The 15,050-nt window shown below is 71.3% G+C and carries 14 protein-coding genes; 10 read left to right on the plus strand and 4 right to left on the minus strand.

What is annotated here, in order from left to right; all coding sequences use genetic code 11:
• Positions 1 to 66: 66 nt before the first annotated feature.
• Both OG456_RS35480 and thrS read left to right on the plus strand, forming a co-directional pair.
• A complete protein-coding gene (locus OG456_RS35480) occupies positions 67 to 1,587 on the plus strand; it encodes an acyl-CoA synthetase (protein ID WP_266568285.1) in 1,521 nt (506 codons plus the stop codon).
• Positions 1,588 to 1,783: 196 nt separating this feature from the next.
• Positions 1,784 to 3,124: a threonine--tRNA ligase gene (thrS, locus tag OG456_RS35485; RefSeq protein ID WP_266568287.1), complete on the plus strand. Its 1,341-nt coding sequence runs from the start codon at positions 1,784 to 1,786 to the stop codon at positions 3,122 to 3,124.
• Between the two features lie 47 nt (positions 3,125 to 3,171).
• On the opposite strand, the gene paaK is transcribed toward thrS, so the two are convergent.
• The 3 genes from paaK to OG456_RS35500 all read right to left on the minus strand — a co-directional run bounded on the left by paaK (position 3,172) and on the right by OG456_RS35500 (position 7,167).
• Positions 3,172 to 4,467 (minus strand): phenylacetate--CoA ligase PaaK, encoded by a 1,296-nt coding sequence (gene paaK, locus OG456_RS35490; RefSeq protein ID WP_266568289.1) that lies wholly within the window; start codon positions 4,465 to 4,467, stop codon positions 3,172 to 3,174.
• Between the two features lie 163 nt (positions 4,468 to 4,630).
• Positions 4,631 to 5,422 carry a GNAT family N-acetyltransferase gene (locus tag OG456_RS35495; RefSeq protein ID WP_266568291.1) on the minus strand — a complete coding sequence of 264 codons (792 nt, stop codon included), beginning with the start codon at positions 5,420 to 5,422 and terminating at the stop codon, positions 4,631 to 4,633.
• 128 nt (positions 5,423 to 5,550) lie between these two features.
• Entirely contained in the window at positions 5,551 to 7,167 is a 1,617-nt protein-coding gene (locus tag OG456_RS35500; protein WP_266568293.1) for an acyl-CoA synthetase, read from the minus strand.
• 196 nt (positions 7,168 to 7,363) lie between these two features.
• Here OG456_RS35500 and OG456_RS35505 point away from each other — a divergent pair, with 196 nt between their 5' ends.
• The 6 genes from OG456_RS35505 (at position 7,364) to OG456_RS35530 (ending at position 12,883) form a co-directional block, all read left to right on the plus strand.
• Entirely contained in the window at positions 7,364 to 8,200 is an 837-nt protein-coding gene (locus OG456_RS35505; protein ID WP_266568295.1) for a crotonase/enoyl-CoA hydratase family protein, read from the plus strand.
• A 28-nt stretch (positions 8,201 to 8,228) separates the two neighbouring features.
• On the plus strand, positions 8,229 to 9,176 hold the full coding sequence (locus OG456_RS35510) for a Zn-ribbon domain-containing OB-fold protein (protein ID WP_266568297.1): 948 nt from the start codon (positions 8,229 to 8,231) through the stop codon (positions 9,174 to 9,176).
• A complete protein-coding gene (locus OG456_RS35515; protein WP_266568299.1) occupies positions 9,177 to 10,223 on the plus strand; it encodes a thiolase domain-containing protein in 1,047 nt (348 codons plus the stop codon).
• Positions 10,220 to 11,407 carry a thiolase domain-containing protein gene (locus tag OG456_RS35520; protein ID WP_266568301.1) on the plus strand — a complete coding sequence of 396 codons (1,188 nt, stop codon included), beginning with the start codon at positions 10,220 to 10,222 and terminating at the stop codon, positions 11,405 to 11,407. Before OG456_RS35515 ends, OG456_RS35520 begins: the two co-directional genes overlap by 4 nt.
• Positions 11,408 to 11,488: 81 nt before the next feature.
• On the plus strand, positions 11,489 to 11,731 hold the full coding sequence (locus OG456_RS35525; RefSeq protein ID WP_116500600.1) for a DUF397 domain-containing protein: 243 nt from the start codon (positions 11,489 to 11,491) through the stop codon (positions 11,729 to 11,731).
• A gap of 237 nt (positions 11,732 to 11,968) precedes the next feature.
• Complete coding sequence (locus OG456_RS35530; protein ID WP_266568304.1) at positions 11,969 to 12,883, plus strand: universal stress protein; 915 nt, start codon at positions 11,969 to 11,971, stop codon at positions 12,881 to 12,883.
• A 15-nt stretch (positions 12,884 to 12,898) separates the two neighbouring features.
• Here the strand turns inward: OG456_RS35530 and OG456_RS35535 are convergent, their stop codons facing one another.
• Entirely contained in the window at positions 12,899 to 13,609 is a 711-nt protein-coding gene (locus OG456_RS35535; RefSeq protein ID WP_266568306.1) for a leucine-rich repeat domain-containing protein, read from the minus strand.
• A gap of 74 nt (positions 13,610 to 13,683) precedes the next feature.
• Between OG456_RS35535 and OG456_RS35540 the strand changes: the two genes are divergently transcribed.
• On the plus strand, positions 13,684 to 14,307 hold the full coding sequence (locus OG456_RS35540; protein ID WP_266568308.1) for a CGNR zinc finger domain-containing protein: 624 nt from the start codon (positions 13,684 to 13,686) through the stop codon (positions 14,305 to 14,307).
• 207 nt (positions 14,308 to 14,514) lie between these two features.
• Positions 14,515 to 15,012: a hypothetical protein gene (locus OG456_RS35545; protein ID WP_266568310.1), complete on the plus strand. Its 498-nt coding sequence runs from the start codon at positions 14,515 to 14,517 to the stop codon at positions 15,010 to 15,012.
• The last annotated feature ends 38 nt before the right edge of the window (positions 15,013 to 15,050 follow it).

Here is a 15,050-nt window from a genome sequence, read left to right on the forward strand (position 1 = left end):
TGCGGCCATCGCGCGACGCGCGTCACCGGCCTTGATTTCGTGTCGGCCGGGGCACAGGATCGCGCCATGACGGGTGTCCGGGATGAACAAGACGTACGCGCCAGCACGGTCGACGGGACGCTGCGCCGCAGCGCACGACGCGCCCCCGAGCGCGTCGCCGTTCGCTACGGCCCGCGCGCATGGACGTACGCCGAACTCGACGCGGCCGTCTCGCGCGCGGCCGGCGTGCTGCAGGGTCTGGGACTCGGACGAGGGGACCGCGTCGGCGCCTACGGGCACAACTCGGACGCGTACCTGATCGGCTTCCTGGCCTGTTCGCGCGCCGGGCTCGTGCACGTGCCGGTCAACCAGAACCTCACGGGAGACGACCTCTCCTACATCGTCGGCCAGTCGGACTGCGCGCTCGTACTGACCGACCCCGACCTGGCGGACCGGCTCCCCGCGGGCGTGCGCACCCTGGCCCTGCGCGACGCGCACGACTCCCTGCTCGCCCGGATCCCGTCCGCCGAGCCGTACGACGGACCGCAGTCCGACGCCGACGACCTGGTGCAACTCCTGTACACCTCCGGCACGACCGCGCTGCCCAAGGGCGCGATGATGTCGCACCGGGCGCTCGTCCACGAGTACGTCAGCGCGATCCACGCCCTCGGCCTCACGCAGACGGACCGGCCCGTCCACTCCCTTCCGCTCTACCACTCGGCGCAGATGCACGTCTTCCTGCTGCCGTACCTCGCCGTCGGCGCGCAGAACACGATCCTCGACGCGCCGGACGCCGCGAAGATCTTCGACCTCGTCGAGGCGGGTGACGCCGACAGCCTCTTCGCGCCGCCCACTGTCTGGATCGGTCTCTCGCAGCACCCGGACTTCGCGACCCGGGACCTGAGCGGCCTGCGCAAGGCCTTCTACGGCGCGTCGATCATGCCGGTACCGGTCCTGGAACGGCTGCGCGCGCACCTGCCCGGACTCGCCTTCTACAACTGCTTCGGCCAGAGCGAGATCGGACCGCTCGCCACCGTCCTCGGGCCCGACGAGCACGAGGGCCGCATGGACTCCTGCGGGCGGCCCGTCCTGTTCGTCGAGGCGCGGGTCGTCGACGAGGACGGCAAAGAGGTGCCCGACGGCACCGCCGGTGAAGTGGTCTACCGCTCACCGCAGTTGTGCGACGGCTACTGGGACAAGCCGCAGGAGACCGAGGCGGCCTTCCGTGACGGCTGGTTCCGCTCGGGGGACCTCGCGGTGCGCGACGGCGAGGGCTACTTCACCGTTGTCGACCGCGTGAAGGACGTCATCAACTCCGGGGGCGTGCTCGTCGCCTCACGGCAGGTCGAGGACGCGCTCTACACCCATCCGCAGGTGGCCGAGACCGCCGTCATCGGACTGCCCGACGAGCGCTGGATCGAGGCCGTCACGGCCGTCGTCGTCCGTGGCGGCGAGGTCACCGAGACGGAACTCATCGACCACGCACGCGAGAAGCTAGCCCACTTCAAGGCGCCCAAGCGGGTCGTCTTCGTGGACGAACTCCCGCGCAACGCCAGCGGCAAGATCCTCAAGCGGGAGCTGCGGGACCGGTTCAGCACGGCGGACTGAGCCCGCCGGAAAATGACGCGCGGACCCGGCCGGGGCCCTGTTACGGTCCGGGCATGAAGCGACGCGCTGCTGCCAGGACGACGACGCCGGAGAGTGTCCCGGCGCGCTGACAGCTGTGTTTGTCCGAAGCCCCGGGGCGAGTGCCCCGGGGCTTCGCCATGGGACCACTCGCCCGACGACCGCGAGGGATCCCGAAATGAACCAGCAGAAGCACGAGCAGCAGATGCAGGGCCCGCAGAAGCACGACCAACAGAACCAGGACCCGCAGAAGCACGAGCAGCGCAATCAGGAACACCCGCGGCACGAGCGGCCGAAGCACGACCACCGCAAGCTCGGTCGTGAGCTCGGCCTCTTCGACGCCGACCCGCTGATCGGCGCGGGCCTGCCGTACTGGCTGCCCGACGGCGCGGCTGTGCGGCACACCCTGGAGGAGTACATCCGCGCCGCTGAGCGGCGGGCCGGCTACCGGCACGTGTACTCGCCGGTCCTCGGCAAGCGCGAGCTGTATGAGATCTCGGGGCACTGGTCGCACTACAGCGACGACATGTTTCCCCCGATGGACCTGGGCGGCGAGCAGGTCGTCCTGCGGCCCAGCCTCTGTCCCCACCACGCCGTGATCTACCGTTCCCGCTCCCACAGCTACCGCGAACTGCCCCTGCGCATGGCGGAGTTGGGCGGCATGTACCGCTCCGAGCTGTCGGGCGTGCTCGGCGGTCTGACTCGCGTACGGGCCATCCAGCTCAACGACGCGCACATCTTCTGCACCCTCGATCAGGTGGCCGGCGAGGCGCTGGCGGCCCTGGAGATGATCCGCAGGGCCTACGAGGCTCTGGGCATCACCCCGGCGCGCTACCGGCTCTCGCTGCCGGGGCCGGGCGGAAAGTACGTCGCCGCCCCCGAGATGTGGCAGCGCTCCGCCGCGCTGCTCACCGAGGTACTCGACCGGTCGGGTCTTCCGTACGAGGCGGCCGAGGGTGAGGCCGCGTTCTACGGGCCCAAGATCGACGTCCAGGTCGCCGACGGTGCGGGGCGCGAGTCGACCCTGTCCACCGTCCAGGTCGACTTCCACCAGCCCGAGCGTTTCGATCTGCACTACATCGGCCCGGACGGGGCGAAACACCGTCCGGTGATGGTCCACCGCAGCATCATCGGCAGCGTGGAACGGGCCGTCGCGCACCTCATCGAGCAGCACGGCGGCGCCTTCCCGGCGTGGCTCGCCCCCACCCAGGTGGCGATCCTGCCGATCTCGGACGCAGAGCTGCCGCACGCCGACGCTCTCGCGCGCCGGTGCGCCGAGCTCGGGCTGCGGGCCGAGGTCGCGGGCCCCGAGCACGGCACCCTGGGCGCCCGCGTCCGGGAGGCCCGGCTCGTGCCGTACCAGGCGGTCATCGGTGCGCGAGAGGCCGTGGACGGTCGGGTCGCGCTGCGCCTGCGCGACGGCCGCCGCCCCGCACCGCTGCCCGCCGAGGAGGCGCTCGCCAGGATCGGGGCGGTCGTCGACGGCTACGCGCACGACCTGTGGGACGACGCGCGCTGACGAAGGCGGCCCGGCGGGGGCCGGCGTGCCGGCCCCCGCCTTACCACCTACGCCTCCCGTCCCCGCAGGTCCACAATGCGCTTGATCTTGCCCACCGACCGCTCCAGCGTCTCCGGGGCCACGACCTCCACGGTCACCGAGACACCGATGCCGTCCTTCACGCCCGTCGCGATGGCGCGGGCCGCCGCGTCGCGCTCGGAAGCGGTCGCGTCCGCGCGGGCCTCCGCGCGTACCGTCAGGGCGTCCATGCGCCCCTCGCGGGTCAGCCGGAGCTGGAAGTGCGGGGCGACGCCCGGGGTTCGCAGGACGATCTCCTCGACCTGGGTCGGGAAGAGGTTCACGCCGCGCAGGATCACCATGTCGTCGCTGCGGCCCGTCACCTTCTCCATGCGGCGGAAGGAGGGGCGGGCCGTGCCGGGCAGGAGCCGGGTCAGGTCGCGTGTCCGGTAGCGGATCACGGGCATGGCCTCCTTGGTGAGCGAGGTGAACACCAGCTCACCCTGCTCACCGTCCGGCAGGACCTCGCCGGTGATCGGGTCGACAACCTCCGGATAGAACTGGTCCTCCCAGATGTGCAGCCCGTCCTTCGTCTCGACGCACTCCTGGGCGACGCCCGGTCCCATCACCTCCGACAGGCCGTAGATGTCGACGGCGTCGATGGCGAAGCGCTCCTCGATCTCGCGGCGCATCTCCTCGGTCCACGGTTCGGCGCCGAAGACCCCGACCTTGAGGGACGTGCTGCGCGGGTCGACGCCCTGGCGCTCGAACTCGTCGAGGATCGTCAGCATGTACGAGGGGGTGACCATGATGACCTCGGGGCGGAAGTCCTGGATCAGCCGCACCTGGCGGGCGGTCATGCCGCCGGACGCGGGAATGACCGTGCAGCCGAGCCGCTCGGCGCCGTAGTGCGCGCCGAGCCCGCCCGTGAACAGGCCGTATCCGTACGCGACGTGGATCTTGTGGCCGGGCCGGGCGCCCGCCGCGCGCAGGGAGCGCGCCACCATGTCGGCCCACATGGAGAGGTCGTTCTCCGTGTAGCCGACGACGGTGGGCAGGCCCGTGGTCCCGCTGGACGCGTGCAGCCGGCGCACGTCCGTCTCGGGCACGGCGAACATCCCGAAGGGGTAGTTGTCCCGCAGGTCGGTCTTCGTGGTGAACGGGAAGCGGGCCAGGTCGGCGAGCGAGCGGCAGTCGTCGGGGTGCATGCCCGCCTTGTCGAAGGACGCGCGGTAGAACGGCACCCGCTCGTACACGCGGCGCAGTGTCGCCCGCAGCAGCTCCAGCTGCTGTGCGTGCAGCTCCTCGGGGCCGAGCTGTTCCCCCACGTCCAGCAGTTCTGTCATCGTCGACCGCACTCCCGAGCCCTGAGGGCCGGCCGTCCACCCGGATTCACATAATGGGCGAATCGGCCGACCGATCATTCGGTTGATCCGTTCAGGGTCAGTAATTCAAGGGGCGGGGGCAGGCGTCAAGAGGCGGGACGGAATCAATCGCCGCCGGGTGGCCTCAGGCGCCCCCGTCGGGCCTGTGGAGGTATGGAGTGGTGGTGCTCAGAGCCGTGAAGCCGAGGCGCTCCAGGATCGGGCGGCTCATGCTGGAGGCGTCGACCTGGAGGTAGCGGTAGCCACGCTCGGTGGCTATGCGGGTACGGAACGCGACGAGGCTGCGGTAGATCCCGCGCCCGCGCCACTCGGCGACCGTGCCGCCGCCCCACAGGCTCGCGAAGTCCGTCCCCGGGTGCGTCTCCATACGGGCCGCGCTCACCGGCACGTCCCCGGCCAGCGCGAGCACCGCGGGCACGGCGTCCGGGTCCTCGGCGAGCTGGGCGAGGAGCTGGTGGTGGGTGAGGCCGAGACTCCGGCCGAAGGCCTTGTCGTGCACCTGCGACATGAGGTCGACGCCCCTCTCGTCGGTGACGGGGAGCAGCCGGATTCCTTCGGGGGGCGGGACGTCCGTCGGCAGGGCCGCGACCTCGGCGACCAGCAGGGTCTCCACGGGCTCGGGGACGAAGCCGGCGGCCGTGAGTCGCTGTGGAAGGTCGTGCGGCAGGTCGTGCCCGTACGTCTTCCACTCGAATTCCCGTCCGAGCTCGGTGAAATGTCGTACCTGGGCGGCGATCGCCGCGTCCGCCGAGCTCTCGTCGAGGTCCGACCACACGACGCCGTTCCAGGAGCTGCCCTCGGCGCCGGTCTGCCGCACCACGCCGTCCACCCGCTCGACCCGCGCGCCGGGGCCGTCGGGCTTGGCGTCCCGCCTCAACTGCCGGTCGAACCGGGACAACACCGCTTGATGATCCATGCGGCCACTCCAGCACTGGAAGGCCGGGGCGGCAAACGGTTTGTGCCCCGGTACGCGGATGCCCCGGTGCGCGGATGCGTCGCGCCCCGAGCGCTTGCCGTGTCCGTTGGGTCCGTCGTCGTGTCCCGTTAGGAGCCGTCCGCCGCCACCGCCCGCGCCCACCGGTAGTCCGCCTTGCCGCTGGGTGAGCGCTGGATCCGGTCGGTCAGGACGAGCTGGCGGGGGATCTTGTAGCCCGCGAGGCGGGTGCGGCAGTGGGTCTGGATGTCGTCGAGCGAGGGCGGTGCCGCGCCGTCGCGCAGCTGGACCACGGCGGCGACATGGTTCCCCCACTTCGCGTCGGGCACTCCGGCGACCAGCGCGTCGTACACGTCCGGATGGGACTTGAGGGCCTGCTCGACCTCTTCCGGATACACCTTCTCACCGCCCGTGTTGATGCACTGCGACCCGCGCCCGAGGACGGTGACGATGCCCTCCTCGTCGACCGTGGCCATGTCCCCGAGCAGCACCCACCGCTCGTCGCCCTTCTGGAAGAACGTCTCGGCCGTCTTCGCGGGGTCGTTGTAGTAGCCGAGCGGGACGTGCCCGCGCTGGGCGATGCGGCCCGGCTCTCCGGGAGCGATCGGCTCGTACGTCGCCGGATCTACCACCTGGGTACGAGAGTTGACCCGGAGGCGGAAGCCCTTCTCCGGACCCGAGTCGTCCGTCGCCGTGCCGTTGAAGCCGGACTCGGAGGAGCCGAAGTTGTTCAGGAGCATCACGTTCGGGACGAGCGCCTGGAACTGCGCGCGCACCGTCTCCGACATGATCGCGCCCGACGACGAGACGCTGAACATCGACGAGCAGTCCGTGCCCTTCATGGGCCCGTTCAGCGCGTCGATCAGGGGCCGCAGCATCGCGTCCCCGACGAGCGACATGCTCGTCACCTTCTCCTTCTCGACCGTGCGCAGGACCTCTTCGGGCACGAACTTCGTGTGGATGACGATGCGTTGGCCGAAGTTGAAGCCGATGAAGGCGGTGAGGGTGGAGGTGCCGTGCATCAGGGGAGGCGTGGGGAAGAAGGTGATCCCGTCGCCGCCGGCCGCGACGCGCTCGGACAGCTCCTCCGGCCTGCTCACCGGCTCGCCCGTCGGGGCGCCGCCGCCGAGCCCCGAGAAGAACAGGTCCTCCTGGCGCCACATCACGCCCTTGGGCATGCCGGTCGTGCCGCCCGTGTAGATGATGAAGAGGTCGTCGGCCGAGCGCGGCCCGAAGCCGCGCTCCGGCGAGCCCGCGGCCTCCGCCTCCGTGAAGTCCACGGCCTTGACGGGCGGCGCGCCGGTCGGCGCGGTCCCCACGCGCACGAGGTGGCGCAGCTTCTCCGTCTGCGGCAGAGCGGCCGCGACGCGCTCGGTGAACTCGGCGTCGAAGACGAGCGCCGCGAGGTCGGCGTCGCGGTAGAGGTAGACCAGCTCCTCTTCCACGTAGCGGTAGTTGACATTGACCGGGACGATCCGTGCCTTGAGGCAGGCCAGCACCGTCTGGAGGTACTCGATGCCGTTGTAGAGGTGCAGGCCCAGGTGTTCGCCGGGGCGGATCCCGCTGTCGATCAGATGGTGGGCGAGGCGGTTGGCCGCCGCGTCGAGTCCGGCATAGGTGAGCCGGCGCTCCGCGCCCGTGCCGGGATGGTCGATGTGCACGAGCGCCTCGCGGTCCGGGACCACGTCGACGACCGACTCGAACAGGTCGGCAAGGTTGTACTCCACCGCTCCTCCTGACCCAGGCGCCATCTCGATGTGGCCGTCATCTCAGCAGAGGCGCAGGGAACAGGGAAGGGCTCCCGCACAAGAAATCTGACTGACTGTCAGAAAACTCTTGAACTGGCCACCCGCCTACTGCAACCTGTTCTCGCATCCGAGACGTACGCGGCAGCCGAGACGCATCCGAGACGGGAGCACGGCCATGGGTGGCACGGAACACGACGCGGGACACGGGGCGGGTCACGGGACGGAACACCTCACGGTGCGGCGCGAGGGCGCCACCCTCGTACTCACCCTCAACAGGCCCGAGGCCAAGAACGCGCTCTCCCTGCCGATGCTGGTCGGCCTCTACGACGGATGGGTCGCCGCCGACGAGGACGACTCGGTCCGGTCAATCGTCCTGACCGGCGCGGGCGGCACGTTCTGCGCGGGCATGGACCTCAAGGCCCTCGCCGGCAAAGGGATGGAGGGCGAGCAGTACCGGGACCGGCTCAAGGCCGACCCCGACCTGCACTGGAAGGCGATGCTGCGCCATCACCGGCCCCGCAAACCCGTGATCGCCGCTGTCGAGGGCTACTGCGTGGCCGGCGGCACGGAGATCCTCCAGGGCACCGACATCCGCGTCGCCGCCGAGACCGCGACCTTCGGCCTCTCCGAGGTCAAGCGCGCCCTCTTCCCGATCGGCGGTTCCACGGTGCGGCTTCAGCGGCAGATCCCGCGCACCCACGCCCTGGAGATGCTGCTGACCGGCAGGCACTACAGCGCGGCCGAGGCCCTCTCCATCGGGCTCATCGGCAGTGTCGTCCCGGCCGGCACCGCGCTCGACAAGGCCCTGGAGATCGCCGAGCAGGTCAACGCCTGCGGCCCGCTCGCGGTGGAGGCGGTGAAGGCCTCGGTGTACGAGACCGCCGAGATGACCGAGACCGACGGCCTCAAGTCCGAACTGGAGCGCGGCTGGCCGATCTTCGCCACCGAGGACGCGAAGGAAGGCCCCAGGGCCTTCGCCGAGAAGCGTCCCGCCGTCTACCGGCGCGCGTGAAGCCCTCCGACCGTCAAGGAGTCATGAAGTGCCCGAAGTCCTCAAAGCCCCGCTCGTCGTCGAGTTCCCCTTCACCCGCTCGCTCGGCCCCGTCCAGAGCGCGTTCCTGACCGGCCTGCGCGAACGCACCGTCCTCGGCGTGAAGACCACCGACGGCAAGGTCATGGTCCCGCCCGTCGAGTACGACCCCGTCACCGCCGACGAGCTCCGCGACCTCGTCGAGGTCGAGCCCACCGGCACGGTCACCACCTGGGCCTGGAACCCCGAACCCCGCCGCGGCCAGCCCCTCGACGCCCCCTTCGCCTGGGTCCTGGTCAAGCTCGACGGCGCGGACACCGGCCTCCTGCACGCCCTCGACGCACCCGGCCCCGACGCCGTGACCACCGGCATGCGCGTCCGCGTCCGCTGGGCCGCCGAACGCACCGGCGCCATCACCGACATCGCCTGCTTCGAGCCGTACGAGGGGGCGGCGGCCGAGGCCGAACCCGCCGCGCACGACGGGCAGTTCGACGACGCGGTCAGCGGGATCGTCGCCGAGGCCCGTCTCGACTACGTGTACTCCCCGGGCCGCGCCCAGACCGCCTACATCAACGCCCTCGCCGACCGCCGCACCGTCGGCGAACGCTGCCCGTCGTGCCGCAAGGTCTACGTCCCGCCGCGCGGCGCCTGCCCCACCTGCGGCGTCGCCACGACCGACCGGGTCGAAGTCGGCCCGGCCGGCACCGTCACCACCTTCTGCATCGTCAACGTCAAGGCCAAGAACCTCGACATCGAACTGCCCTACGTCTACGCCCACATCGCACTCGACGGCGCCGACCTCGCGCTCCACGGCCGCATCGCCGGCATCCCCTACGACCAGGTGCGGATGGGCCTCAGGGTCGAGCCCGTCTGGACCGAGGGCGGCCGCTACCCCGACCACTACCGGCCCACCGGCGAACCGGACGCCGACTACGACACGTACAAGGAGCTGGTCTAGATGCGAGAGGTAGCGATCGTCGCCTTCGCGCAGAGCGACCATCTGCGCACCACCGACGAACTCTCCGAGGTCGACATGGTGATGCCGGTGCTGCACCAAGTGCTGGCGCAGACCGGTCTGAAGACCAGCGACATCGGCTTCACCTGCTCCGGCTCCTCCGACTATCTCGCGGGCCGCGCGTTCTCCTTCACCATGACCCTCGACGGCGTGGGCGCCTGGCCGCCGATCTCCGAGTCCCACGTGGAGATGGACGGGGCCTGGGCGATGTACGAGGCCTGGGTCAAGCTCCTCACCGGCGAGGTCGACACGGCGCTCGTCTACTCGTACGGCAAGTCCTCGCCCGGCTCCGTGCGCGATGTGCTCACCCGCCAGCTCGACCCGTACTACGTGGCCCCGCTGTGGCCGGACTCCGTCGCGCTCGCCGCACTCCAGGCACAAGCCCTGATCGACGCGGGCGAGACCGACGAACCCGCGCTCGCCGGTATCGCCGCACGGAGCCGGGAGTCCGCATCGTCCAACCCCCACGCACAGGTGAAGGGTTCGGTGCCACAGGGCGACTACGAGGTGCAGCCGCTGCGCAAGGGCGACTGCCCGCCGGTCGGCGACGGCGCCGTCGCCGTGATCCTCGCCGCCGGTGACAAGGCCCGCGAACTGTGCGAGCGGCCCGCCTGGATCCGCGGCATGGACCACCGCATCGAGGCGCACAGCCTCGGCGTACGCGACCTCACCGACTCCCCCTCCACGCGGCTGGCCGCCGAGCGGGCGGGCGCCTTCGAACGGCCCGTGGACACCGCTGAGCTGCACGCCCCGTTCACCTCACAGGAGGTCGTCCTGCGCAAGGCGCTGAAGCTGGGCGACGGCGTGGCCGTGAACCCCTCCGGTGGCGCGCTCGCCGCCAACCCGGTCATGGCCGCGGGTCTGCTGCGGATCGGCGAGGCCGCCGCCCGTATCCACCGCGGCGAGTCCGACCGGGCCCTCGCGCACGCCACCTCCGGCCCCTGCCTCCAGCAGAACCTGGTCGCCGTCCTGGAAGGAGACGCCCGATGAGCAGTACGGGGCACGCCACGCACAAGGAACCCGTGGCCGTCGTCGGCATCGGCCAGACCAAGCACGTCGCGGCCCGCAAGGACGTCTCGATCGCCGGACTCGTCCGCGAGGCCGCACAACGCGCCCTGGAGGACGCCCAGTTGACGTGGGCCGACATCGACGCCGTGGTGATCGGCAAGGCGCCCGACTTCTTCGAAGGCGTCATGATGCCCGAGCTGTATCTCGCGGACGCCCTCGGCGCGGTGGGCAAACCGATGCTCCGGGTGCACACGGCGGGCTCGGTCGGCGGCTCCACCGCCCTCGTCGCCTCCAACCTCGTGGCGTCCCGAGTCCACAAGACCGTCCTCACCCTCGCCTTCGAAAAGCAGTCCGAGTCCAACGCGATGTGGGGCCTGTCCCTGCCGATCCCCTTCACGCAGCCGCTGCTCGCCGGCGCCGGCGGCTTCTTCGCCCCGCACGTCCGCGCGTACATGCGGCGCACCGGAGCACCCGACCACGTCGGCTCCCTGGTCGCGTACAAGGACCGGCGCAACGCGCTGAAGAACCCCTACGCGCATCTGCACGAGCACGGCATCACCCTGGAGAAGGTCCAGTCCTCGCCGATGCTGTGGGACCCGGTCCGCTACTCCGAGACCTGCCCGTCCTCCGACGGCGCGTGCGCCATGATCCTCACCGACCGTGCGGGCGCGGCCCGTTCACCGCAGCCGCCGGCGTGGATGCACGGTGGCGCGATGCGAAGCGAGCCGACCATGTTCGCGGGCAAGGACTTCGTCTCGCCGCAGGCCGGGAAGGACTGTGCCGCCGACGTCTACCGCCAGGCGGGCATCGGCGACCCGCGCCGCGAGATCGACGCCGTCGAGATGTACGTGCCGTTCTCCTGGTACGAGCCGATGTGGCTGGAGAACCTCGGCTTCGCCGACGAGGGCGGGGGCTGGAAGCTCACGGAATCGGGCGTCACGGAACTCGACGGCGACCTCCCCGTCAACATGTCGGGCGGCGTCCTGTCCACCAATCCCATCGGCGCCTCCGGCATGATCCGCTTCGCGGAGGCCGCGCTCCAGGTCCGCGGGCAGGCCGGGGAACACCAGGTCGACGGTGCCCGCAAGGTCCTCGGGCACGCCTACGGCGGCGGCTCGCAGTTCTTCTCGATGTGGCTCGTCGGGGCGCAGCCGCCCACGTCCTGAACGGCTCGCCGCCGCGGCCTGTCCGCCGCGCGGGCCGATCGCTAGGCTGGCGGCGGACGACGAACTGGGAGGAGCACGGACGTGGCCGAAAGCACCATCGAGCAGCACACGCTCGCGGGTTGGGACAAGCCGGACCTCGATCTGAGTGCCGCGGACTGGCATTCGAGCAGCAAGGGGCGGGGCGACGTCCAGATCGCCTTCGTCGAAGGCTTCATCGCGATGCGCAACGGCGGCAGTCCCCAGAATCCGTCCCTGATCTTCACGCCCGCGGAATGGGGGGCGTTCGTGCTAGGGGCACGCGAGGGGGAGTTCGACCTGACCTGAGCCGACCTGACCCGAGCGGGTCTGACCTGAGCAGGCCTGACCCGAGCGGGCCTGGCCCGAGCGGGCCTGGCCTGAGCGGGCCTGACCCGAGCCGCGGTCAGGTGACGTTTCCGGCCTTTCCGGCGACATGTGACGTTCGTCCCTGCCCCTTGGCCCCGGTGTGCGCGAGGCTGGGGGCAGGAACAGTCGCTCTTGCCGGGGCCCGTCGACACCGTGCCCCGGTGCCGGAGGTTGGACATGAGTACCCCGCGCCCCCTGCCCGTCGTGGCCGCCGTCGACGGATCCGAAGACAGCCTGCGTGCCCTGGAGTGGGCACTGACGGAAGCGGGCAGGCGCGGGGCGCCCGTGCGGATCGCTCATGTGCGCCAGTACGGCCCCTGGACTCGGCGCGACGCACTGGCGTCCGGCCCGCCGGAGCCCGCGGGCGACGCGGTCCTCGACGAGGTGCGCGCCACCCTGACCGGTCGAGATGATCTGCCACCGGTCGAATACGAGACCCTGGAGGGAGCCCCGGCGGCCGTCCTGACCGAACTCGGCTCCGAGGCACAGCTGTTGGTCCTCGGCTCGCGCGGACGCGGCGGCTTCGCCAGTCTGCTGCTCGGTTCGAACGGTGTGGCCGCGGCGCGGGACGCCGCCTGCCCCGTCGTCGTAGTGCCCAGGCCCGGACGAACCGTGCACGGCGACAGCGACGTACCGCCCGGACCGCGCGTGGTCGTCGGCGTCGAGGTGGACGAGCCCGACGACACCGTCCTCGCCTTCGCCTTCGAGGAGGCCGATCGGCGCGCGGCGCGGCTCCAGGTGATCGCGGCGTTCCCGTGGCCGGTGCTCGCCTGGACGACCTTCGGCGACTTCACGCCCACGACCGTCGACCAGGAAGCGGCCGAGAGCGAGACCCTGACCCTGGTGAACGCCGCCGTGGCGCCCTTCCGCAAGGCGCACCCCGACGTCGAGGTCGACCTGTACGTGGCGCCGGGCGACGCGGCCGGCCACCTCGTCGAGAACTCCCGCGAGGCCGGCCTCGTGGTCGTGGGCCGCCACCGGCGCCGCCTCACGCGCCCCGCACCGATGCTCGGCACGGTGACGATGGCCGTACTGCTGCACGCGGCGAGCCCGGTCGCGGTGGTGCCGCCGGCGCCGGAGGACATGCCCTAGAAGATCCTTGCTGGCTCAGTACAGGACCGCGCACCCTCGCGCCGTGAGTGTCTCGAGCAGCGCGGGCGGCACGTGCAGGTCGTTCCATCTGACGTCCAGTTTTTCCAGTGCGGGCAGCGAGGCGATCCAGCCGGGCAGCTCACGCAGCCGATTGGACCGCAGGTCGAGCCGGCGCAGCAGCGGAAGGCCGCGCAGGGATCCGGGTACGTCGGTGAAGGCGTTCTCCCGCAGTTCGAGTTCCCGCAGCTCACGCAGGTGCCGTACGGAATCGGGGAGGGCGGTGAGCCGGTTGCCGCGCAGCCACAGCTCGCGCAGCGCCCCCAGGGCGCCGATCGATTCCGGGAGCCGGGTGAGGGTGGCGTGCTGGGCGCGCAGCTCCACGAGGCCCGTCATCGAGCCGATCGATCCGGGGAGACCGGCGAGCGGGTTCTCGCCGACGTTCAGATAGGCCAGCCGCGAGAGCCTGACGAGTGATTCCGGGAGCGCGGTGAGCTCGTTGTCGTGCAGGTAGAGGAAACGGGTCAGGCCCGTCAGGTCGCCGAGCGTGTCCGGGACCGAGGTGAGGCGATTGTGCCCGAGATCGAGGGTGTGCAGATGGGAGAGCGATCCGATGCGGTGGGGGATCCGGGTGAGCGCGTTGTCGGGCAGGAGGAGGACCTCGAGGAGGGGGTGGCCCCACACCTCCTCCGGCACGTCGCTCAGACCCGCCCGCCAGTACGAGAGCACCGTCGGCCTCCCCTCGGAGATCTGGACCTGCACCCACAGGTCTAATGGATGCGCGGGACCTTATCATTAGCCCCATGCGCGACATCAGCACAGGCCCGCACGCCACACCGCTCGCCCTGGACCTCGCCCTCACCATCCGCCACGACGGGCACGGCGGTGTCGCCGACGACCTCGGGCGGCCCGAAGCGCTGACTGCCTGGGTGCGGGAGCACGCCGAGGCGCTGCCGGACGCCGCCGGGTTCGAAGCGGACGCGGCGGCGCTCACCGAGGTGCGCGAGGTGCGGGCCGCCGTCCGCGCACTGTTCGCCCACGCCGTGCGCCCCGCCGACCCGAGCCCGGCGGACGCCCACCGGCTGCTCCCCCTGAGCGAGGCGGTGCGGCGGCTCAACGCGGCGGCGGCGCTCGCCCCGACCGTCCCCGTCCTCACCTGGGACGACGGCGCCACCCCCCTCGTGCGCCAGGAGGCACGCACCCCGGCGCCCGCTTCCGACCTGCTCACGGCGGCCCTGGCCCGCGCCGCGGTCGGCTTTCTCGCGAGCGACGACCGCGAGCGGCTGCGCGCCTGCCACGCCCCGCGTTGTGTGCGCTACTTCCTCAAGGACCATCCCCGTCAGGAGTGGTGTAAGCCGTCCTGCGGCAACCGTGCCCGGGTCGCCCGGCATCACGAGCGTCACCGCGCCGAGGCCGTAGGAGACTGAACTGGCCGCGGGGGAGAGGGTGTTGAGCGAGGTCATCGGGGTGCGCCCGGACCGTCGCCCCCGGCCGGTTGCACACCCCTGAGCAGACCGGACCGTGCGGGCGGGAACCCCGGTGCCCCGGGAATCGACCGCGCCGGTCCGCCAGGGACCCTGTCGGGGCCGCGGCCCCCGCGCCGCGGAGCGCCCCGATGCACGTACCATTGCGGCATGTCCTTCCTCCGCCGACGCAGCTCCGCCACACCCGCGGGTCCTGACTTCGATGTCCTCGCAATGGACCCGGGCGACTGGCCGGGCAATCTCGGCGCGGGCCTGCTGCCCGCCCCCGACGGCAGTTGCCAGGGCGTCTTCCTGCGCTACGACCTGTTCGGCGGCCGCGGCCCCGCGATGATCATCGGGAACCTGCCCGAGGGCTCCTCGGCCCGCGAGACCGCGGAGGGCGAGATCCCCTTCGAGGTCGCCCAGCTCCTCCTCGCGCTGGAGAACGACGAGGAGGTCACCGTCGTCGGCACCGAGGACGTCCCGGTGATGCAGGGCGACAACCTCCTCATCGTGCGCCGCCTCAAGCTCTCCGAGAGCCGTATCTCCTGCGTGCAGTTCGACCGCAGTGACAACGTCCTCGTGACCATCGCGGCCTGGGACCGGCCCATCACGGACGATCTCTACGCGCTTCTGAAGCCGCTGCCCCCGGAGCTGTTCCAGGGCTGAGCCACGAAAACCGGCCGGGTCCGGACCTGCCGCCACGG

It is taken from the genome of Streptomyces sp. NBC_01446 (assembly GCF_026340095.1).
Lineage (GTDB): Bacteria > Actinomycetota > Actinomycetes > Streptomycetales > Streptomycetaceae > Streptomyces > Streptomyces aureus.

What these genes read in the sequence shown, in the direction of transcription:
- OG456_RS35495 (WP_266568291.1), bottom strand. Translation starts at nt 5,422, where the DNA reads ATGGATCATCAAGCGGTGTTGTCCCGGTTCGACCGGCAGTTGAGGCGG.
- OG456_RS35520 (WP_266568301.1), top strand. Translation starts at nt 10,220, where the DNA reads ATGAGCAGTACGGGGCACGCCACGCACAAGGAACCCGTGGCCGTCGTC.
- thrS (WP_266568287.1), top strand. Translation starts at nt 1,784, where the DNA reads ATGAACCAGCAGAAGCACGAGCAGCAGATGCAGGGCCCGCAGAAGCAC.
- paaK (WP_266568289.1), bottom strand. Translation starts at nt 4,467, where the DNA reads ATGACAGAACTGCTGGACGTGGGGGAACAGCTCGGCCCCGAGGAGCTG.
- OG456_RS35505 (WP_266568295.1), top strand. Translation starts at nt 7,364, where the DNA reads ATGGGTGGCACGGAACACGACGCGGGACACGGGGCGGGTCACGGGACG.
- OG456_RS35480 (WP_266568285.1), top strand. Translation starts at nt 67, where the DNA reads ATGACGGGTGTCCGGGATGAACAAGACGTACGCGCCAGCACGGTCGAC.
- OG456_RS35545 (WP_266568310.1), top strand. Translation starts at nt 14,515, where the DNA reads ATGTCCTTCCTCCGCCGACGCAGCTCCGCCACACCCGCGGGTCCTGAC.
- OG456_RS35515 (WP_266568299.1), top strand. Translation starts at nt 9,177, where the DNA reads ATGCGAGAGGTAGCGATCGTCGCCTTCGCGCAGAGCGACCATCTGCGC.
- OG456_RS35530 (WP_266568304.1), top strand. Translation starts at nt 11,969, where the DNA reads ATGAGTACCCCGCGCCCCCTGCCCGTCGTGGCCGCCGTCGACGGATCC.
- OG456_RS35540 (WP_266568308.1), top strand. Translation starts at nt 13,684, where the DNA reads ATGCGCGACATCAGCACAGGCCCGCACGCCACACCGCTCGCCCTGGAC.